Source organism: Streptomyces sp. NPDC031100 (assembly GCF_055570785.1).
In genome coordinates this window covers 340,042-365,309 of sequence record NZ_JBVIGN010000002.1, presented here as the reverse complement: position 1 = coordinate 365,309, position 25,268 = coordinate 340,042, and the positions used below count along the sequence as shown (strand labels likewise).

Genomic DNA, 25,268 nt, shown 5'->3' with positions numbered 1-25,268 from the left:
TCCCTATTCTCCCGCTCCGCCGTGCAGGCTCTGCACCGGGTTGGCCGTCAGCTCCTCGACCCCGCTGAGGTCGCCCTCCAGCTGGTCCACCGCCGCGTAGGCGCTCGCGATGCAGGCGGGGATGCCGACGCCGTCGTACTGCGCGCCGCACACCGCGAGGCCCGGCAGCTTGGCCACGTGCTCGCGGATGCGGGCCACGCGCGCGTGGTGGCCCACCGGGTACTGGGGCAGGCCGTCGGTCCAGCGGGTCACGCGGGTCTGCAGGGGTACGGCGTCCAGGCCGGTGGCCTCGTGCAGGTCGTGCCGGGAGACCTCGACCAGCTCGGCGTCCTCGCGCCCCAGCACCTCCGTCTCGCCGTGGCGCCCCACGGAGGTGCGCAGCACGACCACGTCCGGGTCCTCGTCGGCGATCCAGCCCCACTTCTGGGAGGCGAAGGTCGACGCCTTGATGGTGCGGCCGTCGACGGGCGGCACGAGGAAGCCGCTGCCCTCGGGGAGGGCGAGGTCGCCGCGGCGGTAGGCGAGGGTGACCAGGGCCATGGAGGCGTACTCGACGACGGCGAGTTCGGCCGCGGCGGCCGGGGCCTCGGCGCGCAGCAGGGCGGCGGCCGCGTGGGCCGGGACGGCCAGGACGACGGCGTCCGCGTACAGCACGCGGTCACCGGCCACGACGCGCCACGCGGCGTCCGGCCGTGCCGCCCCGTCGGCCTCGTGTGCGCGCGCGCCGGGGGCTCGCGACCCGTCCGTGGCGCCCGGATCCGCCGTCCCGCTCCGGCGCAGCTCCCGCACCGGCGTCCCGGTCAGGATCTGGCCGCCGCGCGCCCGCACGGACTCGGCGACCGCGAGCGGCAGCCGGCCCACCCCGCCCTCGACGCCCATGAAGACGGGCCCGGTCTGCTGGTGGGCGGCGGCCTTGGCCTGGAGGTCGCGGACGGCCGCGGTGAGGGAGGCGTGGGTGCGGGCCGCCTGGAAGAGCTGCGGGACGGCCGAGCGCATCGAGATGCGGTACGCGTCGCCCGCGTACACCCCGCCCAGCAGGGGCTCGACCAGCCGGTCGACGACCTCGCGGCCGAGCCGCGCCGCCACGTACTCACCGACGGCCACGTCGTCGCCGACCTCCGTGCGGGGCAGGTCGGCGTCGCGCTCGATGCGGGCCAGGCCCTCGTCCGAGAGGACACCGGCCAGGGCGGCCGCGGTGCCGGGGACGCCCATCACATGGCCCTTGGGCATCGGGCGCAGGGCGCCGCGGGTCCAGATCGAGGCGGTCGCGGTGGCCGGCGGCTGGAGCTGTCCGGCGAGGCCGACCTCGCGGGCGAGGGCCACGGCCTCGGGGCGGCGGGCGAGCATCGACTCGGCACCGAGGTCGACCCGGACGCCCGCGATCTCGCCGGGCAGCAGCTTGCCGCCGACGCGCTCGGAGGCCTCCAGGACCGTCACGCGCACCCCGCGCCCGAGGAGGCGGTGGGCGGCGGCCAGCCCGGCGATTCCGGCTCCGATGACGACGACATGCCCCGTGCTCGTACCCGTTGCGCTCATGCCCCCACTCTCTCAGACCCCTCGGACACTCCCGCCCCGGCCCGGTGTCCGGGACGAGTCCGGACCGTGACCGCATCGGAACCGGCGCCCTCCAACGTTCCGGCCCGTCCCGGCGTCGAAGAAGCGTCACAGGTCACCGTCATCGGGGGTCCACCCATGCGCACACCACGATCCGCACGATCCGTCCAGGTCCTGGCCGGGATCCTGCTCGCCGCGTCCCTGGCGCTCGCCGGGTGCAGTGGCGCGAACGACTCGTCGAGCGGCGGCTCCGCGAAGTCCGCCGCGGACGCCGCACAGGGGCAGGCGGGCGCCGGCGGTGGCAAGGAGTACGAGGCCAAGTCGCCAGGCAAGGCGCCCAAGCTCGCCCCGAGCGCCATCATCCGCACCGCTTCCCTGACCGTCGAGGTCAAGGACGTGCCCAAGGCCCTGGACAAGGCCCGTACGACCGCCGAGGGCGCGGGCGGCTACGTCGGCCAGGAGAGCACGAGCCGGGACTCCGCGGGCCACGAGCAGACCCGGGTCGTGCTGCGCGTGCCGACCGCGCAGTACGACGAGGTCCTCGCCGCCCTCCAGGGCTCCGGCAAGCTGGTCGAGCGCAGCGCGAAGGCGGAGGACGTCACCGACCAGGTGGTGGACGTGGACAGCCGCATCAAGTCGCAGCGGGCGAGCGTGGCCCGCATCCGCGACCTGATGGACAAGGCGACCAGGCTGAGCGACGTCGTCACCCTGGAGGGCGAGCTGAGCAGCCGGGAGGCGGACCTGGAGGCGCTGCTCGCCCAGCAGGCGTCCCTGAAGGACCGCACCAGCCTCGCGACCATCACCCTGTCGCTGTCCGAGACGCCCGTGAAGAAGGCCGCGGCCGAGGACGACACGCCGGGCTTCGTGGACGCGCTGGCGGGCGGCTGGCACGTGTTCGTCACCATGCTGCGCTGGATCGCCCTCGCCCTGGGCGCGGTCCTGCCGTTCGCGGCGCTCGCGGCGCTGCTGGCACTGCTGTGGCTGCGGGTCGTACGCCCGCGCCTGTCGCGCCGCGCGGAGCCCGCACCCGCGCCGACGGCCCCCGCCCCGCTGCCCCAGGCGCGCCCGGCAGCGGACCCCTCGAGCGAGCCGGCCCAGCACTGAAATGCCGTGGCCCCGTAGCGTGTTCACATGAGCATGAGCGATGGGCGGGGCGGCAAGGAACGGCTGGTCGTGATCGGCGGCGACGCCGCGGGCATGTCCGCGGCGTCGCAGGCGCGCCGGCTGCGGGGGCCGGACGAGCTGGAGATCGTGGCGTTCGAGCGCGGCCACTTCAGCTCCTACTCGGCGTGCGGGATCCCGTACTGGGTCGGCGGTGACGTGCCCGAGCGGGACGAGCTGATCGCGCGCTCACCGGAGGAGCACCGCGCGCGGGCCATCGACCTGCGGATGCGTACGGAGGTCACGGAGATCGACGTGGCGGGCGGGCGGGTACGCGCGCGTGACGTCGATTCCGGGGACGCGTCCTGGACGTCGTACGACAAACTCGTGATCGCGACCGGCGCCCGCCCGATCCGCCCGGACATGCCGGGCGCGGACGCTCCCGGGGTGCACGGCGTGCAGACCCTGGACGACGGCCAAGCGCTGCTCGACACCCTGGCACGCACGCGTGGGCGTCGCGCCGTGGTCGTGGGCGCCGGTTACATCGGCGTCGAGATGGCCGAGGCGTTCATCAACCGCGGCTTCGAGGTGACGGTCGTCAACCGCGGCAAGGAGCCCATGTCGACCCTCGACCCGGACATGGGCCGCCTCGTGCACCGGGCCATGGAGGGCCTGGGCATCACCATGGTCAACGATGCCGAGGTCACCAAGGTGCTCACCGGTGAGGACGGCCGGGTGCGGGCGGTGGCCACGGAGGACGCCGAGTTCCCGGCGGACGTGGTGATCCTGGGCATCGGCGTACGCCCGGAGACGGCGCTGGCCGAGGCGGCGGGCCTCCCCCTCGGCGCCCGCGGCGGTCTGCTCACCGACCTCGCGATGCGCGTGCGCGGCCACGAGAACATCTGGGCGGGCGGCGACTGCGTCGAGGTGCTGAACCTGGTCTCCGGCCAGGAGCAGTACGTTCCGCTCGGCACCCACGCCAACAAACACGGCCAGGTCATCGGCGCGGGCGTCGGCGGCGGTTACGCCACCTTCCCGGGCGTGGTCGGCACGGCGGTCAGCAAGGTCTGCGACCTGGAGATCGCCCGCACCGGCCTGCGCGAGAAGGACGCCCACCGCGTCGGCCTCCAGTACGAGACCGTCACCGTCGAGTCGACCAGCCGCGCCGGTTACTACCCGGGCGCCGCCCCCATGACGGTCAAGATGCTCGCCGAGCGCCGCACGGGCCGCCTGCTCGGCGTACAGATCGTCGGCAGGGAGGGCGCGGCCAAGCGGGTCGACATCGCGGCGGTGGCCCTCACGGCGGGCATGACGGTGGAACAGATGACAGCCCTGGACCTGGGCTACGCCCCGCCGTTCTCACCGGTGTGGGACCCGGTGTTGGTGGCAGCGAGAAAGGCGACGGGAAAGGTGCGCCAAGGCTAGGCCGACCCACTGATCCGCGGCAGAGAAGCGACGGACGCGCTGGAGGAAACAGCCGCGGGCTGCTCCGCCAACGGCTTCGCATGAGAGGCCGTTGGCCGGGTCGACCGGAGCCGGTTGCTCACCGCTTCGTCCAGGGTCACCGGCCGCTGCATCTGCGCGGCCAGCCGCCCGGCCTCCTGGCCGAGCCGCGCGACATCCTCCCAGGGAAGCCGCACCACCAAAGACAGCTCGGCCTCACCGTCGGGCAGAGCATGCATCGCCGAAACCTGCGGAGTGTTCATCGCCTGTCCTCACGTCGGTTGAGGAGAGATACGCACACCCACCCGCCCGCGTTCACCGGTTCGCGCGCCGGATCGAGGGCACTACTTCTGTGTGGTCATCCCCGTCCATGACGTGAACCCGGCACGCCGTACGCCCTATGTGACGTACGCGCTCATCGCCGCCAACGTCCTCGTCTTCCTCACCACACCCGGCATAGCCGGCTCCGTGGCCGGCGGAAGCGACCTGGCGCAGCTGTGCCATCTGCAGGCCTTCATGGACCACTACGCGGCGGTCCCCCGGGAGCTGATCCACCACCAGATGCCCCGGGTGGTCCCCACGGGCGACGTGGGCATCGGCCCGCACGGCCCGGGCTGTGTGGTGGCACCGCCCGCCTACGACAAGTCCCCGCCCGTGTCCGTCTTCACGGCGATGTTCCTGCACGGCAGCTGGCTGCACCTGCTGGGCAACATGCTCTTCCTGCTGATCTTCGGCAACAACGTCGAGGACCGGATGGGCCACATCCGCTACTTCCTCTTCTACGTCGTCTGCGGCTACGCGGCGGGCTACGGCTTCGCGCTGCTCAACGCCGACTCCGGGGACCCGCTGATCGGCGCGTCCGGGGCGATCGCCGGGGTCCTCGGCGCCTATCTGGTGCTGTATCCGAAGGCGCGGGTCTGGGTCCTCGTCCCGTTCCTGATCTTCCTGCCGCTCCGGCTGCCCGCCTGGCTGGTGCTGGGCTTCTGGTTCGTGCTCCAGGCGGTGTACTCCTCCGGGCACGGTGTCTCCGGCGCCGGAACGGTGGCCTACGCGGCCCATGTGGTGGGCTTCGTGGCGGGCATGCTGCTGGCCTGGCCGCTCAAGCCGGGCACCCCGCCCCCGCCGGAGCCGCGCCGCCTGCTGTTCGGCAGGCAGGCCCGGCCCCGTCAGGTGTGGTGAGCGGGTCCGCTCAGCGGGCGCTCGCCGTGTGGACGTACTCCACGAGCCGGGTCAGCGCGTCCGGGTCGGTGTTGGGCAGCACGCCGTGGCCGAGGTTGAAGACGTGGCCCTCGAGACCGGCGGCCGCGTCGAGGACCTCGCGGGCCCTGGCCTCCACCGTCTCCTTGTCGGTGAACAGGACCGTCGGGTCGAGGTTGCCCTGGAGCGCCTTGCCCGGGCCGACCCGGCGCGCGGCCTCGTCCAGCGGGATGCGCCAGTCGACGCCGACGACGTCCGCACCGGCCTCGCCCATGAGCTTCAGCAGCTCGCCGGTGCCGACACCGAAGTGGATGCGCGGGACGCCGTAACCCGCGACGGCCTCGAACACCTTCGCCGAGGCGGGCATCACGGACTTCACGTAGTCGGCCGGGGCCAGCGCGCCGACCCAGGAGTCGAAGAGCTGCACGGCCGAGGCGCCCGCCTCGATCTGCACCTTCAGGAAGGCGGCCGTGATGTCGGCGAGGCGGTCCAGCAGGTCGGCCCACAGCTCGGGGTCGCCGTACATCATCGCCTTGGCGTTCTCGTACGTCCGCGACGGACCGCCCTCGACCAGATAGCTCGCGAGGGTGAAAGGCGCGCCCGCGAAACCGATCAGCGGGGTGGCGCCCAGCTCGCGGGTGAGCAGTCCGATCGCCTCGGTGATGTAGGGGACGTCCTCGGGGGTGAGGTCGCGCAGCCGGGCGAGGTCGGCGCGGGTGCGGATCGGCTCCTCGACGACCGGGCCGACACCGGGCTTGATGTCGAGGTCGATGCCGATGGCCTTGAGCGGGACGACGATGTCGCTGAAGTAGATCGCCGCGTCCACGTCGTGGCGGCGCACCGGCTGCAGCGTGATCTCGGTGACCAGCTCGGGCCGCATGCAGGACTCGAGCATGGGGATGCCCTCGCGCACCTTGCGGTACTCGGGCAGGGAGCGGCCGGCCTGGCGCATGAACCACACCGGGGTGTGCGGCACGGACTCGCGCCTGCACGCCCTGAGGAACGCGCTGTCGTACGTCGCTGTCGGCTGCTGGCCCGTGGGGCTTCCGTTGGCACTCACGTCGGCAAGTCTCGCACGGCCCCGGGGTGAGAAGTGCGGCCGCCCTCAGGGGTGTCCTACCTGCGCCGGGGCGCGGTTCCCCTTACTCTTCCCCGCATGGCTGCGGCTCAGGGACGACTGTCGGACGGCGCTGACGGAATGGACGACGCGAAGGACACCGCTCAGGCGGAGGGGCGGGCGGGCACGGCGGCGCCGCCGGCCTTCCGGGCCGCGGTCGAGGCGCTGCGGGCCGCACGCCTGCGGCCGCAGGTCGAGGTGGAGTCGTCCCCCGCCCCGCAGCGGCTCGCGCCGTTCGCGTACGCGCTGGAGGCCGTGGTGGTCGACGGCGACCAGGACCTGGCCGACGGGCGGCTGGTGCTGCTGCACAACCCGGCCGGGCACGAGGCCTGGCACGGAACGTTCCGCCTGGTGACGCTGGTGCGTGCGGAGCTGGAGCCGGAGATGGCGGCCGATCCGCTGCTGCCCGAGGTGTGCTGGTCGTGGCTGACCGGTGCGCTGCAGGCGCGCGGGCTGGCGTACGGCGAGCCGAGCGGCACCGTCACGCGTGCGGGCTCGCACTACTTCGGCGGCCTGGCCGAGCGTCCGCCCGCCTCGCAGATCGAGATCCGCGCCTCCTGGACGCCCCGCGAGGGCCTGGGCGGAGTGCCGGACACCGCCGGTCACCTGGCCTCCTGGTGCGATCTGCTGGCCCAGGTCGGCGGGCTGCCCCCGGCCGGACCGGGCGACGCCTCCGTGGTGACGCTGCCGCAGCGCAGGGGGCCGCAGACCCGGTGACGCCGGCCCCGGTCAACCCCGGGTCATCCGGACGGACCCCTTGTTGACCATCTCTTTGTCGATACGGCCACTTTCCGCACTCGAATCACACCAGCCCGAACCGACTCGATCTTCTGATGATCGATCGCGTGTCCGAATTGCACGGATTGTTACTCACTAGATCGTGATCATTCTCTAAAGGCGGGCGGGTTTGCTGCCGAAGACGACTGTGACCTTGAAAGCACGGTTCGTCCCGGCTTCTTCCCCAAAGCCGGCCCCGCCCCCCCCACCCCAGGAGGCCTGGTGTCCGTTCTCCTCGAGCAGCCCTCAAGCCTGGTCGCCTACCGCCCGAACAAGCCGACCGCCATGGTGGTCGTGGCCGACCCGCGCGTCCGCTCCACCGTGACCCGCCATCTGTGGGCGCTCGGTGTGCGCGATGTCATCGAGGCCTCGTCCATCGCGGAGGCTCGTCCCCGCATCGGCAACCCCCGCGACATCTGCGTCGCCGACGTCCACCTGCCCGACGGCTCCGGCCTGACACTGCTGTCCGAGACCCGCGCGGCGGGCTGGCCCAACGGGCTGGCGCTCTCCGCCGCCGACGACATCGGCGCCGTGCGCAACGCGCTGGCGGGCGGGGTCAAGGGCTACGTCGTCACCGGCACCCGGACGAACATCGGGCTCCCCACCCGACCCGGCGGCGCTCCCCTCGGTGCCGCCGCCCGGATGCACCGCCGCCCCCCGGGTGCCCCGAGCCACCCGGGCGGCTACCGCGAGCTGTCCGGACGCGAGGTCGAGGTGCTGCGACTGGTCGCGGAGGGCCAGTCGAACAAGGCCATCGGCGTCTCGATGGGCCTGTCCGCCCTGACCGTGAAGAGCCACCTCGCCCGTATCGCCCGCAAGCTCGGCACGGGCGACCGCGCCGGGATGGTGGCCGTCGCCCTGCGCACCGGCATCATCCACTGAGCCCGGCCCCTCCCCCGCACCGCCGTTGAGCCGCTCGGCGGAGCCCTGAGTTCACTCATGTGAACGTACGTTTCACCGGCCTGACTGGTTTACGACCCTCCGGTGCCCGTCGACGGAACGTTCCATCGACGGGCGCTGTCCACACACGGATACCCTTGACATGTGACGGACGCCCAAGAGACCGCAGCAGACAGCTCCCTGCGCACCACCGGAGGCACCCCTCCGGACGATGCCGGATCTTCTGTGATGGGGGCGCCGACTCCGCTGCTCGAACCCCGCGAGGGCATTCCGCCCGTGGTCACCGACGAGAACACCCTCGCCGAGGTGGTCGCCGCCTTCGCCGCCGGCTCCGGCCCCGTCGCCGTCGACGCCGAGCGCGCCTCCGGCTACCGCTACGGCCAGCGCGCCTATCTGGTGCAGCTGCGCCGCGAGGGGGCAGGCAGCGCGCTGATCGACCCTGTTGCCTGTCCCGACCTCTCCGGCCTCGGCGAGGCGCTGTCCGGCGTCGAGTGGGTGCTGCACGCCGCCACCCAGGACCTGCCCTGCCTGCGCGAGATAGGCATGCTGCCGACGGCCCTGTTCGACACCGAGCTGGCCGGGCGGCTCGCCGGATTCCCCCGGGTCGGCCTCGGCGCCATGGTCGAGAGCGTCCTCGGCTTCGTCCTGGAGAAGGGCCACTCCGCCGTCGACTGGTCCACCCGCCCGCTGCCCGAGCCGTGGCTGCGCTATGCGGCGCTGGACGTCGAGCTCCTCGTCGACCTGCGGGACGCCCTGGAGAAGGAGCTGGACCGGCAGGGCAAGCTGGAGTGGGCGCGCCAGGAGTTCGACGCGATCGCCACCGCGCCGCCCGCCGAGCCCCGCAAGGACCCCTGGCGCCGTACGTCCGGCATGCACAAGGTGCGGCGGCGGCGGCAGCTGGCGGTCGTGCGGGAGCTGTGGCAGACCCGGGACCGGATCGCCCAGCGACGGGATGTCTCGCCGGGCAAGGTGCTGTCGGACGCGGCCATCGTGGAGGCCGCGCTCTCCTTGCCGAGCACCGTGCACGCGCTGGCCGCGCTGAACGGGTTCGGGCACCGGGTGGGGCGGCGGCAGATGGAGCAGTGGCAGGCGGCGGTCGACCGGGCCAAGGCCCTGCCGGACTCCGCGTTGCCGCAGCCCGGGCAGCCGGTTGCAGGACCGCCGCCGCCGCGGGCGTGGGCCGACAAGGACCCCGCTGCAGCGGCTCGCCTGTCCGCGGCCCGGACCGGGGTCTCGGCCCTGGCCGAGCAGCTCACCATGCCTCAGGAGAACCTGATCTCTCCCGACACGGTGCGGCGGATCTGCTGGGAGCCGCCCGCTGCCGACCCGGCGGCCATAGGGGCTGCGCTTTCGGGGTACGGCGCTCGACCGTGGCAGGTGGAGCAGGTCACGCCCGTGCTGGTCGCCGCGCTGTCGGCGAAGGGCGCGTAGGGCCTGTCCGGCGGATCATGCCGCAACCGCGGGTCCGGCACGCCCTGCGCGTGCGGGAAGTGGAACCGGGACGTCGAGATCACGCCAAGATCCCGGGAGAGGCCGGTGTGACGTTCACCGCTCCCCTCGGCAGGACTGGGCAGCTACGTTACTCATAAGTAGCATGAGTCCTGAGCGCGCGCTCAGCGCTTGCGCGTCGCAGCTGTGCCATCCCGCACCCTGGAGGAGAGCCATCGTGCCTCGTACCGTCAGGGACGTCGTCTTCGTCGACGGCGTCCGCACCCCGTTCGGCAAGGCGGGCCCGAAGGGCATCTACCACGAGACCCGCGCCGACGACCTCGTCGTGAAGGCGATCCGGGAGCTGCTGCGCCGCAACCCCGGGCTGGACCCGAAGAAGATCGACGAGGTCGCCATCGCCGCGACCACGCAGATCGGTGACCAGGGTCTGACCCTCGGTCGTACGGCCGGCATCCTCGCCGGTCTGCCGCAGTCGGTTCCCGGCTACTCCATCGACCGCATGTGCGCCGGCGCCCTGACCGCCGTGACGACCACCGCCGGTTCGATCGCCTTCGGCGCCTACGACGCCGTCATCGCCGGCGGCGTGGAGCACATGGGCCGCCACCCGATGGGCGAGGGCGTGGACCCGAACCCCCGCTTCGTCAGCGAGAAGCTGGTCGACGAGTCCGCCCTCTTCATGGGCATGACCGCCGAGAACCTGCACGACCGGTACCCCACCATCACCAAGCAGCGCGCCGACGAGTACGCGGTGCGCTCGCAGGAGAAGGCCGCCAAGGCGTACGCCAACGGCAAGATCCAGCAGGACCTGGTGCCGATCTCGGTGCGCCGCACCAACCCGGAGGCCGGCGAGACCGGCTGGGGTCTGGTCACGGCCGACGAGCCGATGCGTCCGGGCACGACCCTGGAGAACCTCTCCGGGCTCAAGACCCCGTTCCGCGTGCACGGCCGGGTCACCGCCGGTAACGCGGCCGGTCTGAACGACGGCGCGACCGCGTCGATCATCGCGAGCGAGGACTTCGCCCGCGAGAACAACCTGCCGGTCAAGATGCGCCTGGTCTCCTACGCCTTCGCGGGCGTCGAGCCCGAGGTCATGGGCTACGGCCCGATCCCCGCCACGGAGAAGGCCCTCGCCAAGGCGGGTCTGTCCATCTCCGACATCGGTCTGTTCGAGATCAACGAGGCCTTCGCCGTCCAGGTGCTGGCCTTCCTCGAGCACTACGGCATCGCGGACGACGACGCGCGCGTCAACCAGTACGGCGGCGCGATCGCCTTCGGTCACCCGCTCGCCTCCTCCGGCGTCCGGCTCATGACGCAGCTGGCCCGCCAGTTCGAGGAGCAGCCGAACGTCCGCTACGGCCTGACCACCATGTGCGTCGGCTTCGGCATGGGCGCGACGGTCATCTGGGAGAACCCGCACTTCGAGGGGGACAAGTGAGCACCACCGCTGAGCTTTTGAAGGGTGCGGCCGAGCTGTTCCCCGACGAGGTCGTGACGTCGGCGCACGTACGCCACCTCGACCTCCCGTTCGGCGCCGGGCGCTTCGCGCTCATCACGCTGGACAACGGCCTGGACCACACCAAGCCGACCACCTTCGGCCCGGCCTCGCTGGCGAACCTCAACACGGCCATCGACCAGGTCGAGAAGGAGGCGGCCGAGGGCACGATCGTCGGTGTCGGTGTCACCGGCAAGCCGTTCATCTTCGCGGTCGGCGCCGACCTCAAGGGCGTCGAGCTGCTGAAGAAGCACGAGGACGCGCTGGCCATCGGCAAGGGCGGCCACGAGGTCTTCAAGCGCCTCGCGGGCCTGGCCGTGCCGACCTTCGCCTACTACAACGGCGCGGCGATGGGCGGCGGCGTCGAGGTCGGCCTGCACTGCACCTACCGCACGGTGTCGAAGGCCATCCCGGCGTTCTCCCTCCCCGAGGTCTTCCTGGGCCTGGTCCCGGGCTGGGGCGGCTGCACGATCCTGCCGAACCTGATCGGCGCCGACAAGGCCGTCTCGGTGATCATCGAGAACAGCCTCAACCAGAACAAGCAGCTCAAGGGCCAGCAGGTCTTCGACCTCGGCATCGCCGACGCCATCTTCGAGGGCGCCGACTTCCTTGAGCAGTCGCTGATCTGGACCGCGAACGTCCTCAAGGGCGACATCGAGGTCGAGCGTCCGGTGATCGACCGCGGCGAGGCCTGGGACCAGGCCGTCGCCAAGGGCCGCCTCATCGCGGACGGCAAGGTGCACGGCGCTGCCCCGGCCGCCTACCGTGCCCTCGACATCATCGCCGCGGCCAAGAACGGCGACCTGCAGCAGGGTTACGACGCCGAGGACGTCGCGCTCGCCGACCTCATCATGGGCGGCGAACTGCGCTCCGGCATCTACGCGTTCAACCTGGTGCAGAAGCGCGGCAAGCGTCCCGCGGGCGCCCCGGACAAGAACCTGGCCCGCCCGGTCACCAAGGTCGGCGTCGTCGGCGCCGGTCTGATGGCCAGCCAGCTCGCCCTGCTCTTCCTGCGCCGCCTGGAGGTGCCGGTCGTCCTGACCGACATCGACCAGGAGCGCGTCGACAAGGGTGTGGGCTACGTCCACGCCGAGATCGACAAGCTGCTCGGCAAGGGCCGGATCAACCAGGACAAGGCCAACCGCCTCAAGGCGCTGGTGACCGGTGTCCTGGACAAGGCCGAGGGCTTCTCCGACGCGGACTTCATCATCGAGGCCGTGTTCGAGGAGATCGGTGTCAAGCAGCAGGTGTTCGCGGAGGTCGAGGCGGTCGCCCCGGCGCACGCGATCCTCGCCACCAACACCTCCTCCCTGTCCGTGACGGAGATGGCGTCGAAGCTCCAGCACCCCGAGCGGGTCGTCGGCTTCCACTTCTTCAACCCGGTCGCGATCCTCCCGCTGCTGGAGATCGTCCGCGGTGAGAAGACGGACGACGCCTCGCTCGCGACCGCCTTCGCGGTGGCCAAGAAGCTGAAGAAGACCGCGGTTCTGGTCAAGGACGCCCCGGCGTTCGTCGTGAACCGCATCCTGACCCGCTTCATGGGCGAGATCCAGAACGTCATCGACGAGGGCACCCCGGTCGAGGTCGCGGAGAAGGCGGTCGAGCCGCTGGGTCTGCCGATGTCGCCGCTGGTGCTGCTGGAGCTGGTCGGCCCCGCGATCGGCCTGCACGTCTCGGAGACCCTCAACCGGGCCTTCCCGGACCGCTTCACGGTCTCCCCGAACCTCGCGGCCGTCGTCAAGGCGGGCAAGCGTGGCTTCTACGTGTACGACTCCGGCAAGCCGGAGCTGGACCCGGAGGTCGCCGCGCTGCTCCAGCAGGGCGATGTCGTCCTGACCGAGGAGCAGGTGCGGGCGCGCGTCCTGGACGCGGTGGCGCAGGAGATCGGGCTCATGCTCGACGAGGGTGTCGTCGCCGAGGCCCAGGACATCGACCTGTGCCTCATCACGGGCGCCGGCTGGCCCTTCCACCTGGGCGGCATCACGCCGTACCTGGACCGTGAGGGTGTCTCGGAGCGCGTGAACGGCAAGAAGTTCCTGGCGCCGGGCATGGCGAGTGTCCCCGCGTAGCACCAGGTGACGTCACGGAGGGCCCCCGCTGCGGCGGGGGCCCTTCTGCGTGGTCAGAGTTGCTGCCACGCCTCCAGCGCCAGCCCCGACTCGTCCTTCCGCCTGGTCAGCAGCAGCCGGCCGGTCGAGGGCGACAGCGTCGCCGCCACCACCCGGTCGTCCTCGTCCAGGGCCAGCGACACCAGCGCGTCCACCGGCAGCTGCGGGCCCGACTCCGTCCACCACAGGCCCGCCGACTCCTGCTCGGTCGGGTAGGCGGCGAAGGCCACACGGCCGCTCTCCGAGCGCTGGGCCAGCAGCGTGCAGTCGTGACCGTCCAGGATGCAGCGGATCGCCGTGACCGGGCCCGGGCCCGCGGCGGGCAGGAGGGCGACCGGCTTGCTGCCGGATCGCCAGGCGCACAGGTCACCGGAGGTGTCGGTGTAGAAGACGGTGGTGCTGTCGGGAGAGGTCGCGAGGGCGCGGAGGGTGCCGGGGCGGACCGGGGCCTCCAGGCGCTCCTGGGCGACCGGCGTGGCTCCCGGCTCCTCCTGGCGCCAGTGCAGCAGGCCCCCCGGCACGGCCGCGTAGACCTCGACCCGGCCGGACTCCCCCGTCACCGCCGCCAGGCCGTCCTGCACCTTGCTGCCCCTGAGGTCCACCCAGGGCGCCCAGCCGCCCTTCTCCTTCTGGTTGACCATGTGCACCCCGCCGCCGTCGTTGCGGACGAAGACATGGGCGCGGCCCTGGGCGTCGACGGCGACGGCCGGGGTGCCCGACCGGTCGCCGCCCTTCCTCCGCGGATGGCCGATCGGGTTCCAGTCCAGGGCCGCGAGGTGCGCGCGGAAGTGCGTGGAGTGCACCAGGCCCGACTCGCCCGGCAGCGTCGGCCGCCAGGAGACCAGGTGGGCATAGCCGTCGGCGCCCTGGCCGACGGCGAGGACGGGATGGAGTTTCTGGTCGCCGCCCACCTTGCGCGGGTCGGTCCAGGGGCCGCCCGGCGCGCGCTCCGCCCGGCACAGGACGACGTCGCCCGACAGGTGGTAGACACTGAGGCGGCCGTCGCGGCCGCGTATGAGCCAGTCGCCGTTCACCGGTTCACTCTAAGCCGCCGCCGACGGGGACCGGAGCCCGCCCCCTCACGGTCGGCATGGCACCCTTGGCCCATGGACGACCCCCTCGGCTCCCCCGCCCCGGACGGTGAGCTGCTCGTGATCGTCGACGGCGCGAACGTCGTCGGTTCGCGGCCCGACGGCTGGTGGCGCGACCGCAGGGGCGCCGCCGAGCGGCTGCGGGACCGGCTGGCCGCCGAGGGGCTGCCGGGCCGGGACGACGCCGTGGCGATCGTGCTCGTCGTCGAGGGTGCCGCCCGCGGGGTGGAGCCCGTGCCGGGGGTACGGGTGGAGTCGGCGCCCGGCAGCGGGGACGACCGGATCGTGGAGCTGGCCGCGGAGAACGCCGGCCGGCCGTGCCTGGTGATCACAGCCGACCGGGAGCTGCGCCGCCGGGTGACCGAACTGGGCGCGGAGGTGGCCGGTCCGCGCACGGTCCTCGGCTGAGGGCGGTGCCGCCCTAGGCGGAGAACGCCGCGATCAGGGCGATGTCGACGGCCAGTCCGGTCGCGCCGAGGGTGGTTCCGGCGGTTGCGGTCCACAGGCGGCCGATGCCCTGGCGGGCGTAGTGGATCCCCATGGCGCCGAAGGTGACGGCGAAGGCGCCGGCGAGGATCGACCACGGGAGCGCGACGAGCATGAGCGTGGGCCATGCGCCCACGGCCGAGACGACCCCGAGGACGAGTGCGAAGGGCCCCAGGGCTACGGCGGGCGAGTCGTCGTTCCGGGCGGGTGTGGTCGGCGCGGGCATATGATCCCCCTCATTTGAACGTGTTCAAATCTCTGCTGCGAGCATAGCAGCAGGGTGCGGACCGACACGGGCCAACTCCCCTTCACTCGGGCGGAGTCCGGGCGTAGAGCACGGCCCCGTCCACCCTTCCCACCTCCTCGTACCGGCCGGCCAGCAGCCGGCGCAGGCTCGGGATGCGGTCGGGGCCGTAAGGCCTGCCGCGGGAGTCGTCGACGACGAGGGCCGGGGCGTGTGCGGCCAGCTCCGCCCGGAAGACCGGCCAGGCGCCCTCGATCGCGTACTTCTCCCCGACCTGGGGGCCGTCGCGGCCGCCGCTGTAGTTGGTGAGCAGGCCCGCGGTGAGGTAGCGGGTGGCGGGGGTGCGGCCGGCCAGCCAGTACGTCTCGGGGTGCATGCCCCACACGAAGACCCGGTCGGCGGGCGCGGTGCGCCGGGCGAGAGTGGCCGCGAGCCGCTGGGCATGGGCGAGTTCGGGGCGCGGCGCGAGCAGGCCCCAGGCGAGGAAGAGGGCGCAGCAGCCGGCCGAGGTGCGGACGGCGGCCGTCAGCCGTTCGCGGGGCGGGATCCGCAGCGCGGCGGTGGCCAGCAGGGCCACGGGCGGGGTGAGTTGCAGGTAGTAGTGACCGAAGAAGTGGAAGCCGAGGGTGACGGCGAAGGCCGAGGCGGCCAGCCACAGCCACAGGTCGGCCGCCGCCGCGCCGGCGGTGCGCAGGGCTCGCAGGACCGGCGGGATCAGGCCCGCGCAGGCCACGGCGAGGATCGCGGTGTTGGCCAGACAGCGGCCGAGGACATGGAGTTCGGAGCCGGTGAAGGAGGCGTAGGCGGCGGAACCCGTGACCGTCCAGAACAGGAACCCTCCGGGGTCGGTGACCAGGGCCGCGCACAGCACCGGTACGGCGAACCCGGCTCCGAGCCGCAGGGCGCCCGCGCGTGGGAGGCCGGCCCCGTGCAGCAGCCACGCCACCGGCAGCAGGACCGCGCCGCCGGTCTGCTTGGTGAGGAAGGCGCAGGCGACGGCGGCCCCGGCCGCGCCCCAGCGGCGGCGGTCCGCGCACCACAGGGCGGCCGCCGTGCAGGGCAGTATGAACACCTCGAAGGTGGCGGCCTGCGCGTCCTCGGGGTTGAGCCCGACCGAGATCAGCAGATACAGCACCCCGGCGGTGCGGCCCGCGGTGTGGCCCCAGCGGCGCCGGGCCACGGAGGCCAGCAGAACGGCCGTGAGCGTCTGGGCGAGGACCGCCAGCACCCGGACCGGGGTGAGGGAGCCGGAGCCGCAGACCGCGAACGCGGCCTCGTACAGCCAGGGCACCAGGGGCGGCTTGCGGTCCACGACCGTCTCGTAGAGGTGCCCGCCCTGGGCGAGGAGGCGCGCCTGGACGGCGAGATAGCCCTCGTCGGGGTTCCACAGCGGCCGGGCGAAGGACGGCACCCGGGTGACGCAGGCCAGGGCCGCGAGGGCGGGCAGCAGCCGCGCCCAGTACGCCGTCCGGGTGGTCACGGTCCGTGTGGGGGCGAGCGGGGCGGCGAGCATGGGGAGCACGCTATCCGGCCCCGCGGTTCCATCCGAAGCAGGACATACGGGGCCGGAGTGGAGACTGGGTCGGTTACGTGGTGTCGTTCTTCGGCGGCCGGTGCATGACCTCGCCGATGGTGGTCTCCTCGTGCCGGCCGAGGCGGCTGTGCGAGCGGCTGTAGAGGAAGTAGACGACGAAGCCGATGACCATCCAGATGGCGAACCGGAGCCAGGTCTCGGCGGGCAGGTTGAGCATCAGCCACAGCGTGGCGGCCACGGACAGGATCGGGACGACCGGGACCCATGGAGTCCGGAAGGCGCGGTGCAGGTCCGGGCGCGACTTTCGCAGGATGATCACGCTGAGCGCGACGACGACGAAGGCGAACAGCGTGCCGATGTTCACCAGCTCGCTGAGCTTCCTCAGCGGGGTGAACCCCGCGATGATCGCGATGATCACGCCGAGCAGGATGGTCGGCCGGTACGGGGTCCTGAAGCGGGGGTGGACGACCGAGAAGAAGCGCGGCAGCAGCCCGTCGCGGCTCATCGCGAAGAACACCCGGGTCTGACCGAGCAGCAGGATCATGCAGACGGTGGTCAGCCCGACGGCGGCTCCCAAGCTGATCACACCCGCGAACCAGGGGTGCCCGGTGGCCTTGAACGCGTCGGCGAGCGGGGCGTCCACGGAGAGCTTGGTGTACTTCTCCATGCCCGTGACGACGATGGAGACGGCGACGTAGAGCACGGTGCAGATGAGCAGCGAGCCGAGGATGCCGCGCGGCATGTCGCGTTGCGGATTGCGGGTCTCCTCGGCGGCGGTGGCCACGACGTCGAAACCGATGAAGGCGAAGAAGACGACCGAGGCGGCGGTGAAGATGCCCATCACCCCGAAGTTGGACGGTGCCCAGCCGAACATCAGCTGAATGAGCGGCGCACTCAGGTTGCCCCCCGCCGGCACGGGCTGCGGCTTGGGGACGAACGGCTGGTAGTTGTCGGCGTTGATGATGAAGGCGCCCGCGATGATCACGATGAGGACGACGGTCACCTTGATGGCGACCACCACCGAGGTGACGCGTGCGGACAGCTTCATGCCGAGGACAAGGATGGCGGTGAGCACCAGCACCAGGACGGCGGCGAGGATGTCGAAGCCGAAGCCCGAGGCCCCTTCCCGCCCGCTCAGCTCCGCGGGCATGTGCCAGCCGAGGTTGTTGACCATGAGCGAGCGGATGTAGCCGGACCAGCCGACGGCGACCACCGCCGTGCCCAGCGCGAACTCCAGGACCAGGTCCCAGCCGATGATCCAGGCGGGCAGCTCGCCGATGGAGGCGTACGAGAACGTGTACGCGGAGCCCGCCACCGGGACCGTGGAGGCGAACTCCGCGTAGCAGAGGGCCGCGAGGGCGCAGACGACGCCGGCCGTGACGAAGGACAGGGACACCGCGGGGCCCGCGTTGTTCTTGGCGACCGAACCGGTGAGGACGAAGATGCCGGTGCCGATGATGACACCGACACCGAAGACGGTCAGATCCAGCGCGGACAGGGACTTCTTGAGCGCGTGCTCGGGCTCCTCGGTGTCCAGGATGGACTGCTCGACCTTCTTCGTTCGGAAGAGGCTGCTGCTCACGGGCCTACCTCCCACACGCTCGTCGTCCTCGACATGATCGAGAGGGCTGGGGATGCGTATGCCCCGGCACAGGCAGGTTCACGCAGACGGGCCGGTTCCGCCACCGGGGAAGGTGGCGAAACCGGCCCGATGGGTGGTTTCCCGGGCGTGTCTAGTCGCGCGCGGGTTCCACGGAGTCCACCGCGTCGGCCGTACCGGCCGTGTCGGCTGCGTCCTCGAAGCGGCCGTCCAGCTTGGACACCAAGCCGGTGACCTGGCGGGCGATGTCGGGCGCGGTCAGCCCGATCTCGGCCATGACCTCGGCGCGGGAGGCGTGGTCGAGGAAGCGCGGCGGGATGCCGAAGTCACGCAGCGGCACGTCCACGCCCGCGTCCCTGAGGGCCTGGGCGATCGCGGAGCCGACACCGCCGACGCGGCTGTTGTCCTCGACGGTGACGACGACCCGGTGCCGCTCGGCGAGCGGGGCCATCGCCTCGTCGACGGGCTTGACCCAGCGGGGGTCGACGACGGTGGTGGAGATGCCCTGCTTGTCGAGCAGGTCGGCGATCTCCAGGCACATCGGGGCGAGGGCGCCCACCGAGACCAGCAGCACGTCCGGGCGGTCGGTGCCCGGCTCGCGCAGCACGTCCATGCCGCCGACGCGGCCCACGGCCGGTACGGCCGGGCCGACGGCGCCCTTGGAGAAGCGGACCACGGTCGGCGCGTCCTCGACGGCCACGGCCTCGCGCAGCTGCGCCCGCACCTGGTCGGCGTCGCGCGGGGCGGCCAGCCGCAGCCCCGGCACGACCTGCAGGATCGACATGTCCCACATGCCGTTGTGCGAGGCGCCGTCGGTGCCGGTGATGCCGGCCCGGTCCAGCACGAAGGTCACCCCGCACTTGTGCAGGGCCACGTCCATGAGGACCTGGTCGAAGGCGCGGTTGAGGAAGGTGGCGTAGACGGCGAAGACCGGGTGGACACCGGCGTGGGCCAGACCGGCCGCGGAGACGGCGCCGTGCTGCTCGGCGATCCCGACGTCGTACACCCGTTCGGGGAAGTGCTTGGCGAAGCGGTCCAGGCCGACCGGCTGGAGCATGGCCGCGGTGATGGCGACGACGTCCTCGCGCTCCTCGCCGAGCCTGACCATCTCCTCGCCGAACACGGAGGTCCAGTCGGCGCCGGAGGAGGCGATCGGCAGACCGGTGTCCGGGTGGATCTTGCCGACGGCGTGGAAGCGGTCGGCCTCGTCCTGGAGGGCGGGCTGGTAGCCGCGGCCCTTCTCGGTGAGGCAGTGGACGATGACGGGCCCGCCGAACCGCTTGGCGCGCGCGAGGGCGGACTCCAGCGCCTCGATGTCGTGTCCGTCGATGGGACCGACGTACTTCAGGCCCAGGTCCTCGAACATGCCCTGCGGGGCGATGAAGTCCTTCAGCCCCTTCTTGGCGCCGTGCAGGGTCTCGTACAGCGGCTTGCCGACGACCGGGGTGCGGTCGAGGATGTCCTTCGTCCGGGCCAGGAAGCGCTCGTAGCCGTCGGTCGTGCGCAGGGTCGCCAGGTGGTTGGCGAGACCGCCGATGGTCGGGGCGTAGGAGCGCTCGTTGTCGTTGACGACGATGACGAGCGGGCGGTCCTTGGCCTCGGCGATGTTGTTCAGCGCCTCCCAGGCCATGCCGCCGGTCAGCGCCCCGTCACCGATGACGGCGACGACGTGGCTGTCCCGTTTCTTCAGCTGGTTCGCCTTGGCGATGCCGTCGGCCCAGCCGAGGACCGTGGAGGCGTGGCTGTTCTCGATGACGTCGTGCTCGGACTCGGCCTGCGAGGGGTAGCCGGACAGGCCGCCCTTCATCTTCAGCCGGGCGAAGTCCTGCCGGCCGGTGAGCAGCTTGTGCACGTAGGACTGGTGGCCCGTGTCCCACAGCACCTTGTCCTTCGGGGAGTCGAAGACGCGGTGCAGGGCGATGGTGAGCTCGACCACGCCCAGGTTGGGGCCGAGGTGGCCGCCTGTCTTGGACACGGCGTCGACGAGGAAGGTCCGGATCTCCCCTGCCAGCTGGTCCAGCTCCTCCAGGCTGAGCCGGTCCAGATCGCGCGGTCCCCTGATGCGGGTCAGCAGCGGCACCCGTGCCTCCTTGCAAGTAGAGCTGATCGAGCTGTTGCCGGGCTCGACGAGTCTAATGTTCATGCTTTGCGGGACACGACAGCGCCCGGCACCTTTGCGGCACCGGGCACTGTCGTCCGACCAGGGGCGCTACGCGCGACCCGCGGTCTTCTGCGTCTTACGAGTGATGGAGTCGATGACAACCGTGGTCAACAGCACAGCCGCGGTGATCATGTACTTCACCGGCTCCGCGATGGACTCCAGCTGCAGACCGTACTGAATCGACACGATCACCAGGACACCCAGCAGCGCGTTCCACGTACGACCACGCCCGCCGAAGAGCGACGTACCACCGATGACGGCCGCGGCGATCGCGTTCATCAGGAGGTCACCGGTACCCGCGCTCTGGTTCGCCGAGGCGATCTTCGAGGCCAGGAACAGACCACCGATCGCCGCGAAGCCACCGGAGATGGCGAACACGGAGATCCGCACCGCGGTGACGTTGATACCGGCACGCCGGGACGCCTCGACGCTGCCACCGAGCGCGAAGATCTTGCGGCCGTACGAGGTGCGCCGCAGGACGAAGTCGGTGCCGACCAGGAACGCGATGAAGATCACGGTGGCCAGCGGCAGGCCCTTGTACTGGTTGTACATGTAGGCCGCGGCGAAGGAGACCACCGCGAGCAGGCCCGTGCGCAGGATCGTGTCGCTGAGCGGCCGGGACGGGACGCCCGCGGCCTCCCGGCGCCGGTTGCCCAGGAAGGAGCTGATGAAGAACAGCGCGACCACGACGATCGCGAGTCCGTAGGCGGCGGCCACGTCCGTGAAGGTGTACGTGGTCAGCTTGCCGATCAGACCGTCGCTGTCGAGGTTGATCGTGCCGTCCTCGCCCAGCACCTTCAGCATGAAGCCGAGCCAGAACAGCAGACCGGCCAGGGTCACGGCGAAGGCGGGCGCGCCGAGCACCGCGAAGAAGAAGCCGTGCAGCGCGCCGATGGCGGCACCCGCGGCGATGGCGACGAGCACGGCCACCCACTCGGGCCAGCCCTGGTTGACCGTGAGGACGGCCGCGAGGGCGCTGGCCGCGCCGCTGACCGAGCCGACGGACAGGTCGATCTCGCCGAGCAGCAGCACGAAGACGATGCCGACGGAGATCATGCCCGTGCCGACCATCGTGACCGTGATGTTGCTGATGTTCTGCGCCGAGAGGAACTCGGAGTTCAGGACCTGGAAGATGATGCAGATGATGGCGAGGCCCAGGACGACCGGGAGGGAGCCCAGTTCACCGGCCTTCATCTTGCGCTTGAACTCGGACCAGTAGCCGAGCAGGCCCTGCTCGCGCACCAGCAGGCGCGGGTCGACCGCGGTGACCGCGGCGGCCGCGGCCTCGGGGTTCACGACGGGCGCGTCCGCGACGGCGTCGGGGGTCTTGTCCACGTTCGCGGAGGTCTTGTCGATGCTCACTTGGAAACCTCCCCGTTCGTGCGCGCCGCACGGCGGGTCACGGCGTTGTCGGTGGCGCCGGTGATGGCGGAGATGATCTCCTCCTGCGAGGTCGTCTTGACCTCGAAGACGCCGTTGTTGCGGCCGAGGCGCAGGACGGCGACCTTGTCGGCCACCGCCTTCACGTCCGCCATGTTGTGGCTGATGAGGATGACGGCGTGACCGCGCTCGCGCAGGCGCTCCACGAGGTCGAGGACCTGGGCGGTCTGCTCGACACCGAGGGCGGCGGTGGGCTCGTCGAGGATGACCAGCTTGGGGTCGCCGAGCATCGAACGGGCGATGGCCACGGTCTGGCGCTGACCGCCGGAGAGCGAGGCGATCGGGATGCGGACGCTCGGGATGCGGATCGACAGCGTGGTGAGCAGCTCGCGGGAGCGGCGCTCCATCTCCACCTCGTCGAGGACGCCCCACTTCCGCAGCTCACGGCCGAGGAAGAGGTTGCCGACGACGTCGATGTTGTCGCACAGCGCGAGGTCCTGGTACACCGTCGCGATGCCCAGGGCCTGGGCGTCGTGCGGCCTGCTGATCGACACGGGCTTGCCGTCCCATTCGATGACGCCCTCATCGATGGGGTGTACGCCGGCGATCGTCTTGACCAGCGTGGACTTTCCGGCACCGTTGTCGCCCACCAGGGCGACCACCTCACCGGCGTGGACCTCAAGCTCTACGTCGGTGAGCGCCTGAACGGCACCGAACCGCTTGGAGACCCCGCGCAACGCCAGCACGGGCGTAGCGGACACGTGAACCATCTCCTTCGCCGCCTGACCCGGCGGGAGGTTGTGCAGAAATCTGGGTGGGTGGGTTGGGAGCAACCCTGTGGGGAGTTCCGTCCGGCGCCCCGCGCGGAGCTTGCGGGGCTGTGTGATGCGCGGGGCACCGGAGGAGCCTTGGGCAGTGCGTCCGGTCCCGTACGGGCATTCAAGGGCGAACGCCCGTACTTGGGAAGGGACCGTATCGGCTGCTTAGCTGAGACCGAGCTTGGCGCAGGCGGACTTGTACTTGCCCGTGCAGATCTCGGCGGAGGTGTAGACGCCGTCCTTGATGACGGTGTCCTTGATGTTGTCCTTGGTCAGCGCGGTGACCGGGACCAGGACCGACGCGACGTCCTTGGCGGAGCCGGAGGAGACCTTGTCCTTGGCGACGGAGTCGAGCGCCTTGCCCTGGGCGAGGTACACGGCCATCGTGGCGGCGGCGTCGGCCTCGGGGGCGTACGGCTTGTAGACGCTCATGTACTGCTCACCGGCGACGATGCGCTGCACACCGGCCAGCTCGGCGTCCTGACCGGTGACCGGGACGGAGACGCCCGCGGCCTTGAGGGCGGTGATGATACCGCCGGCCATGCCGTCGTTCGCGGAGTAGACACCCGCGATCTTGTCCTTGCCGACCGAGGAGATCGCCGACTCCATCTCGGAGTTGGCGTTGTCCGGCGACCACTCCTTGGTGTCGTACTCCTTGGCGACGGTGACCTTGCCGTCGAGGACGGAGTGCGCGCCCTTCTTGAACTGGGCGGCGTTCGGGTCGGTCACCGAGCCGTTGATCATGACGACCTTGGAGGACTTGGTGGCCTTGCTGCCCAGCGCCTTCAGCAGGGCCTCGCCCTGGGTCTTGCCGACCTGCTCGTTGTCGAACGAGGTGTAGGCGCTGATCGGGCCCTCGGCCAGGCGGTCGTACGCGACGACCTTGATGCCAGCCTCCACGGCCTTCTGCACGGAGTTCTGGATGGCCTTGGCGTCCACCGCGTCCAGGATCAGGACGTCCACCTTGTTGGTGATCATGGTGTCGACCTGCTGGGCCTGCAGGTTCGCGTCCTGGCGGGCGTTGTTGTACTGGATCTCCGCCTTGTTGTTCGTCAGCTCCTTGATCTTCTTCTCGATCAGCGGCTTGTCGAACTTCTCGTAGCGGGCGGTCTTGTTCTCCGGAAGGAGAAGGCCGACCTTGATGTTGTCGCCCTTCTTGGCGGGCGCAGAAGAAGAGCTGTCCCCGCCCTTGGACTCCTTGGCACTGCCACAGGCGGCCAGCGAGACGGCCATGGCCCCAGCGGCAACGGCAAACGCGGCACGACGCATACGCGTGTTCACTCTAGAAACCTCCCTGACGAGGCCGCGTCGTTGCGGCCGAGGTGGCTGGAAGTCAACTCGGCCACACGTGCGACGTCAAGAAGTAAATCCTTAACGAGATGGCAACGGTGCCATCCGTTCTCTAAGTGAAGGCAGGCGCGGCCACGGAGAGCGAGCCGACGGCAGAACCATCCAAAAGCGTCGAATCGCCCATCTCGCTGAGCGCGAGAGCGAGCGCCCCGAGCACCTCCGCACGGCCCCCAAGTGCCCCCGGGAGAACGGACAGTTGACGCGCCGCACTGGGGATCGCATAGCGGCCGACGGACTCCCTGATGGGCCCGAGAACGAGCTCACCGGCCTCGGCGAGATCACCGCCGAGGACCACCCGGCTCGGGTTCAGCAGATTGCAGAGATTGGCCACTCCACTGCCGATGTGACGGCCCACGTCGGCGATCACCCGACGGCAGCCCGGGTCTCCCTCCCTGGCCAGCCGTACGACGCCTTCCATCGTCAGGTCGGTGCCGTGGCTGGACTGGAGCAGCGGGAGCACATAACGCGCGGCCGCGAAGGTCTCCAGGCAGCCGCGGTTCCCGCAACGGCAGACCGGGCCGGATTCATCGAGTGTAATATGTCCGATTTCGCCCGCTGTGCCGCCCGGGCCGCGATAGATCTTCCCGTTGATCACCAGACCGGCGCCGACACCGCTCGCGACCTTGATGTAGGCGAGGTCGCGCACGCCCTTGCCGCTGCCCCAGACCAGCTCGCCGAGGGCGCCGAGGTTGGCGTCGTTGTCCACGTACACGGGCACACCGAGGCGCTCGTGCATCTCCTCGGCGGGCCGGGTGCCGCCCCAGCCGGGCAGGATCGCGGTGGACCCCAGGGTCCCCGACTCCACGTCGATCGGACCGGGCACACCGAGCCCCACGCCCGCCACCTTGGACCGGTCGACGCCGGTCGCCGCGATCAGGCGGTTGACCAGCTCCTCCGCCCGGTCGAAGCCCTGGGTGGCGGAGGCGTCGACGTCCAGCGGCTCGGACTCCTCGGCCAGCACCTGGTGCGCGAGGTTCCCGATCGCGACGCGCAGGTGCGCGTGGCCGAAGTCGACGCCGATGACGATGCCGGCGTCCCCGCTGAGCGAGACGCTGCGGGCCCGCCGTCCACCCGCCGAGGTGGGCGTGACCTCGACCGTCCCGCCGTCCTTCAGCTCCCGCACGATGTTGGAAACCGTCGCGGCGGACAGGCCGGTCGTCCGCGCGATCTCCGCCTGCGTGAGCGACCCGGCCAGCCGCACGGCCCGTACGACTCGTTCCAGGTTGGCTCGGTGCAGCGACGACTGCGACCCCGGAGTCTCCATCGACTCATCCACTCCCGCCATCGGTCGGGCGGCCCCTGCGCCGCCCGTGGCCCAGGTCACATCTGCGGAACCGGGCCACTTACAAGTTATGAACTCCAAGCTCGGCTGTACGGGTTACCGCAGTCAAGTCCTTGACGGAAATCGCTCTCGCTTCTCCGGTTCCGCACCGGACACCCCCAGGACACGTGTACGCCACCCCGAG

At 71.2% G+C, this 25,268-nt stretch carries 21 protein-coding genes; 9 read left to right on the top strand and 12 right to left on the bottom strand.

What is annotated here, in order from left to right; translation table 11 throughout:
* Positions 1-3 precede the first annotated feature (3 nt).
* Positions 4-1,536, bottom strand: a complete 1,533-nt coding sequence (gene hemG, locus ACZ5DS_RS05845; RefSeq protein WP_468234497.1) for a protoporphyrinogen oxidase — start codon at positions 1,534-1,536, stop codon at positions 4-6.
* A 156-nt stretch (positions 1,537-1,692) separates the two neighbouring features.
* On the opposite strand from hemG, the gene ACZ5DS_RS05840 reads away from it, so the two are divergent.
* On the top strand, positions 1,693-2,658 hold the full coding sequence (locus ACZ5DS_RS05840) for a DUF4349 domain-containing protein (RefSeq protein ID WP_468234495.1): 966 nt from the start codon (positions 1,693-1,695) through the stop codon (positions 2,656-2,658).
* Between the two features lie 27 nt (positions 2,659-2,685).
* Positions 2,686-4,080: an FAD-dependent oxidoreductase gene (locus ACZ5DS_RS05835; protein ID WP_468234493.1), complete on the top strand. Its 1,395-nt coding sequence runs from the start codon at positions 2,686-2,688 to the stop codon at positions 4,078-4,080.
* Here the strand turns inward: ACZ5DS_RS05835 and ACZ5DS_RS05830 are convergent.
* Entirely contained in the window at positions 4,077-4,337 is a 261-nt protein-coding gene (locus ACZ5DS_RS05830; RefSeq protein WP_468235096.1) for a hypothetical protein, read from the bottom strand. The two genes, ACZ5DS_RS05835 and ACZ5DS_RS05830, sit on opposite strands and share 4 nt — an antisense overlap.
* Positions 4,338-4,452: 115 nt before the next feature.
* On the opposite strand from ACZ5DS_RS05830, the gene ACZ5DS_RS05825 reads away from it, so the two are divergent.
* Positions 4,453-5,277, top strand: coding sequence for a rhomboid family intramembrane serine protease (locus ACZ5DS_RS05825; RefSeq protein ID WP_468234491.1), 825 nt, complete (start codon positions 4,453-4,455; stop codon positions 5,275-5,277).
* 10 nt (positions 5,278-5,287) lie between these two features.
* Here the strand turns inward: ACZ5DS_RS05825 and hemE are convergent, their stop codons facing one another.
* Positions 5,288-6,355 carry a uroporphyrinogen decarboxylase gene (hemE, locus tag ACZ5DS_RS05820; RefSeq protein ID WP_468234489.1) on the bottom strand — a complete coding sequence of 356 codons (1,068 nt, stop codon included), beginning with the start codon at positions 6,353-6,355 and terminating at the stop codon, positions 5,288-5,290.
* 96 nt (positions 6,356-6,451) lie between these two features.
* Here hemE and ACZ5DS_RS05815 point away from each other — a divergent pair, with 96 nt between their 5' ends.
* From ACZ5DS_RS05815 to ACZ5DS_RS05795, 5 genes are all read left to right on the top strand, one after another.
* Positions 6,452-7,129, top strand: coding sequence for a DUF3000 domain-containing protein (locus tag ACZ5DS_RS05815; RefSeq protein ID WP_468234488.1), 678 nt, complete (start codon positions 6,452-6,454; stop codon positions 7,127-7,129).
* 282 nt (positions 7,130-7,411) lie between these two features.
* Positions 7,412-8,071 (top strand): helix-turn-helix transcriptional regulator, encoded by a 660-nt coding sequence (locus ACZ5DS_RS05810; protein ID WP_468234486.1) that lies wholly within the window; start codon positions 7,412-7,414, stop codon positions 8,069-8,071.
* A 162-nt stretch (positions 8,072-8,233) separates the two neighbouring features.
* Positions 8,234-9,520, top strand: coding sequence for a ribonuclease D (locus ACZ5DS_RS05805; protein WP_468234485.1), 1,287 nt, complete (start codon positions 8,234-8,236; stop codon positions 9,518-9,520).
* A 235-nt stretch (positions 9,521-9,755) separates the two neighbouring features.
* A complete protein-coding gene (locus ACZ5DS_RS05800; RefSeq protein ID WP_468234483.1) occupies positions 9,756-10,973 on the top strand; it encodes a thiolase family protein in 1,218 nt (405 codons plus the stop codon).
* Positions 10,970-13,099 carry a 3-hydroxyacyl-CoA dehydrogenase NAD-binding domain-containing protein gene (locus tag ACZ5DS_RS05795; protein ID WP_468234482.1) on the top strand — a complete coding sequence of 710 codons (2,130 nt, stop codon included), beginning with the start codon at positions 10,970-10,972 and terminating at the stop codon, positions 13,097-13,099. The genes ACZ5DS_RS05800 and ACZ5DS_RS05795 overlap by 4 nt, the downstream gene beginning before the upstream one ends.
* A gap of 53 nt (positions 13,100-13,152) precedes the next feature.
* Here the strand turns inward: ACZ5DS_RS05795 and ACZ5DS_RS05790 are convergent, their stop codons facing one another.
* A complete protein-coding gene (locus ACZ5DS_RS05790; protein WP_468234481.1) occupies positions 13,153-14,172 on the bottom strand; it encodes a PLL family lectin in 1,020 nt (339 codons plus the stop codon).
* A 72-nt stretch (positions 14,173-14,244) separates the two neighbouring features.
* Here ACZ5DS_RS05790 and ACZ5DS_RS05785 point away from each other — a divergent pair, with 72 nt between their 5' ends.
* Entirely contained in the window at positions 14,245-14,637 is a 393-nt protein-coding gene (locus tag ACZ5DS_RS05785) for an NTP pyrophosphohydrolase (RefSeq protein WP_468234480.1), read from the top strand.
* A 13-nt stretch (positions 14,638-14,650) separates the two neighbouring features.
* Here ACZ5DS_RS05785 and ACZ5DS_RS05780 read toward each other — a convergent pair whose 3' ends face one another.
* The 8 genes from ACZ5DS_RS05780 to ACZ5DS_RS05745 all read right to left on the bottom strand — a co-directional run bounded on the left by ACZ5DS_RS05780 (position 14,651) and on the right by ACZ5DS_RS05745 (position 25,066).
* On the bottom strand, positions 14,651-14,941 hold the full coding sequence (locus ACZ5DS_RS05780) for a hypothetical protein (RefSeq protein WP_468234479.1): 291 nt from the start codon (positions 14,939-14,941) through the stop codon (positions 14,651-14,653).
* A gap of 82 nt (positions 14,942-15,023) precedes the next feature.
* Positions 15,024-16,472: an ArnT family glycosyltransferase gene (locus ACZ5DS_RS05775; protein ID WP_468234478.1), complete on the bottom strand. Its 1,449-nt coding sequence runs from the start codon at positions 16,470-16,472 to the stop codon at positions 15,024-15,026.
* Between the two features lie 73 nt (positions 16,473-16,545).
* Entirely contained in the window at positions 16,546-18,075 is a 1,530-nt protein-coding gene (locus ACZ5DS_RS05770; RefSeq protein ID WP_468234477.1) for an amino acid permease, read from the bottom strand.
* A gap of 151 nt (positions 18,076-18,226) precedes the next feature.
* The gene (dxs, locus tag ACZ5DS_RS05765) at positions 18,227-20,173 is read right to left on the bottom strand and encodes a 1-deoxy-D-xylulose-5-phosphate synthase (protein ID WP_468235095.1); all 1,947 of its coding nucleotides are present in this window, start codon (positions 20,171-20,173) and stop codon (positions 18,227-18,229) included.
* Positions 20,174-20,302: 129 nt separating this feature from the next.
* On the bottom strand, positions 20,303-21,616 hold the full coding sequence (locus ACZ5DS_RS05760; protein ID WP_468234476.1) for a sugar ABC transporter permease: 1,314 nt from the start codon (positions 21,614-21,616) through the stop codon (positions 20,303-20,305).
* Positions 21,613-22,404, bottom strand: coding sequence for an ATP-binding cassette domain-containing protein (locus ACZ5DS_RS05755; protein WP_356854507.1), 792 nt, complete (start codon positions 22,402-22,404; stop codon positions 21,613-21,615). The genes ACZ5DS_RS05760 and ACZ5DS_RS05755 overlap by 4 nt, the downstream gene beginning before the upstream one ends.
* Before the next feature lie 213 nt (positions 22,405-22,617).
* A complete protein-coding gene (locus ACZ5DS_RS05750) occupies positions 22,618-23,721 on the bottom strand; it encodes a sugar ABC transporter substrate-binding protein (RefSeq protein ID WP_468235094.1) in 1,104 nt (367 codons plus the stop codon).
* A gap of 133 nt (positions 23,722-23,854) precedes the next feature.
* Positions 23,855-25,066 carry an ROK family transcriptional regulator gene (locus ACZ5DS_RS05745; RefSeq protein ID WP_468234474.1) on the bottom strand — a complete coding sequence of 404 codons (1,212 nt, stop codon included), beginning with the start codon at positions 25,064-25,066 and terminating at the stop codon, positions 23,855-23,857.
* Between the last annotated feature and the right edge of the window lie 202 nt (positions 25,067-25,268).

Coding starts and splice junctions, on each gene's coding strand:
- hemG (WP_468234497.1), bottom strand. CDS start 1,536: ATGAGCGCAACGGGTACGAGCACGGGGCATGTCGTCGTCATCGGAGCC.
- ACZ5DS_RS05840 (WP_468234495.1), top strand. CDS start 1,693: ATGCGCACACCACGATCCGCACGATCCGTCCAGGTCCTGGCCGGGATC.
- ACZ5DS_RS05835 (WP_468234493.1), top strand. CDS start 2,686: ATGAGCATGAGCGATGGGCGGGGCGGCAAGGAACGGCTGGTCGTGATC.
- ACZ5DS_RS05830 (WP_468235096.1), bottom strand. CDS start 4,337: ATGCATGCTCTGCCCGACGGTGAGGCCGAGCTGTCTTTGGTGGTGCGG.
- ACZ5DS_RS05815 (WP_468234488.1), top strand. CDS start 6,452: ATGGCTGCGGCTCAGGGACGACTGTCGGACGGCGCTGACGGAATGGAC.
- ACZ5DS_RS05785 (WP_468234480.1), top strand. CDS start 14,245: ATGGACGACCCCCTCGGCTCCCCCGCCCCGGACGGTGAGCTGCTCGTG.
- ACZ5DS_RS05780 (WP_468234479.1), bottom strand. CDS start 14,941: ATGCCCGCGCCGACCACACCCGCCCGGAACGACGACTCGCCCGCCGTA.
- ACZ5DS_RS05775 (WP_468234478.1), bottom strand. CDS start 16,472: ATGCTCGCCGCCCCGCTCGCCCCCACACGGACCGTGACCACCCGGACG.
- ACZ5DS_RS05755 (WP_356854507.1), bottom strand. CDS start 22,404: ATGGTTCACGTGTCCGCTACGCCCGTGCTGGCGTTGCGCGGGGTCTCC.
- ACZ5DS_RS05750 (WP_468235094.1), bottom strand. CDS start 23,721: ATGCGTCGTGCCGCGTTTGCCGTTGCCGCTGGGGCCATGGCCGTCTCG.
- ACZ5DS_RS05745 (WP_468234474.1), bottom strand. CDS start 25,066: ATGGAGACTCCGGGGTCGCAGTCGTCGCTGCACCGAGCCAACCTGGAA.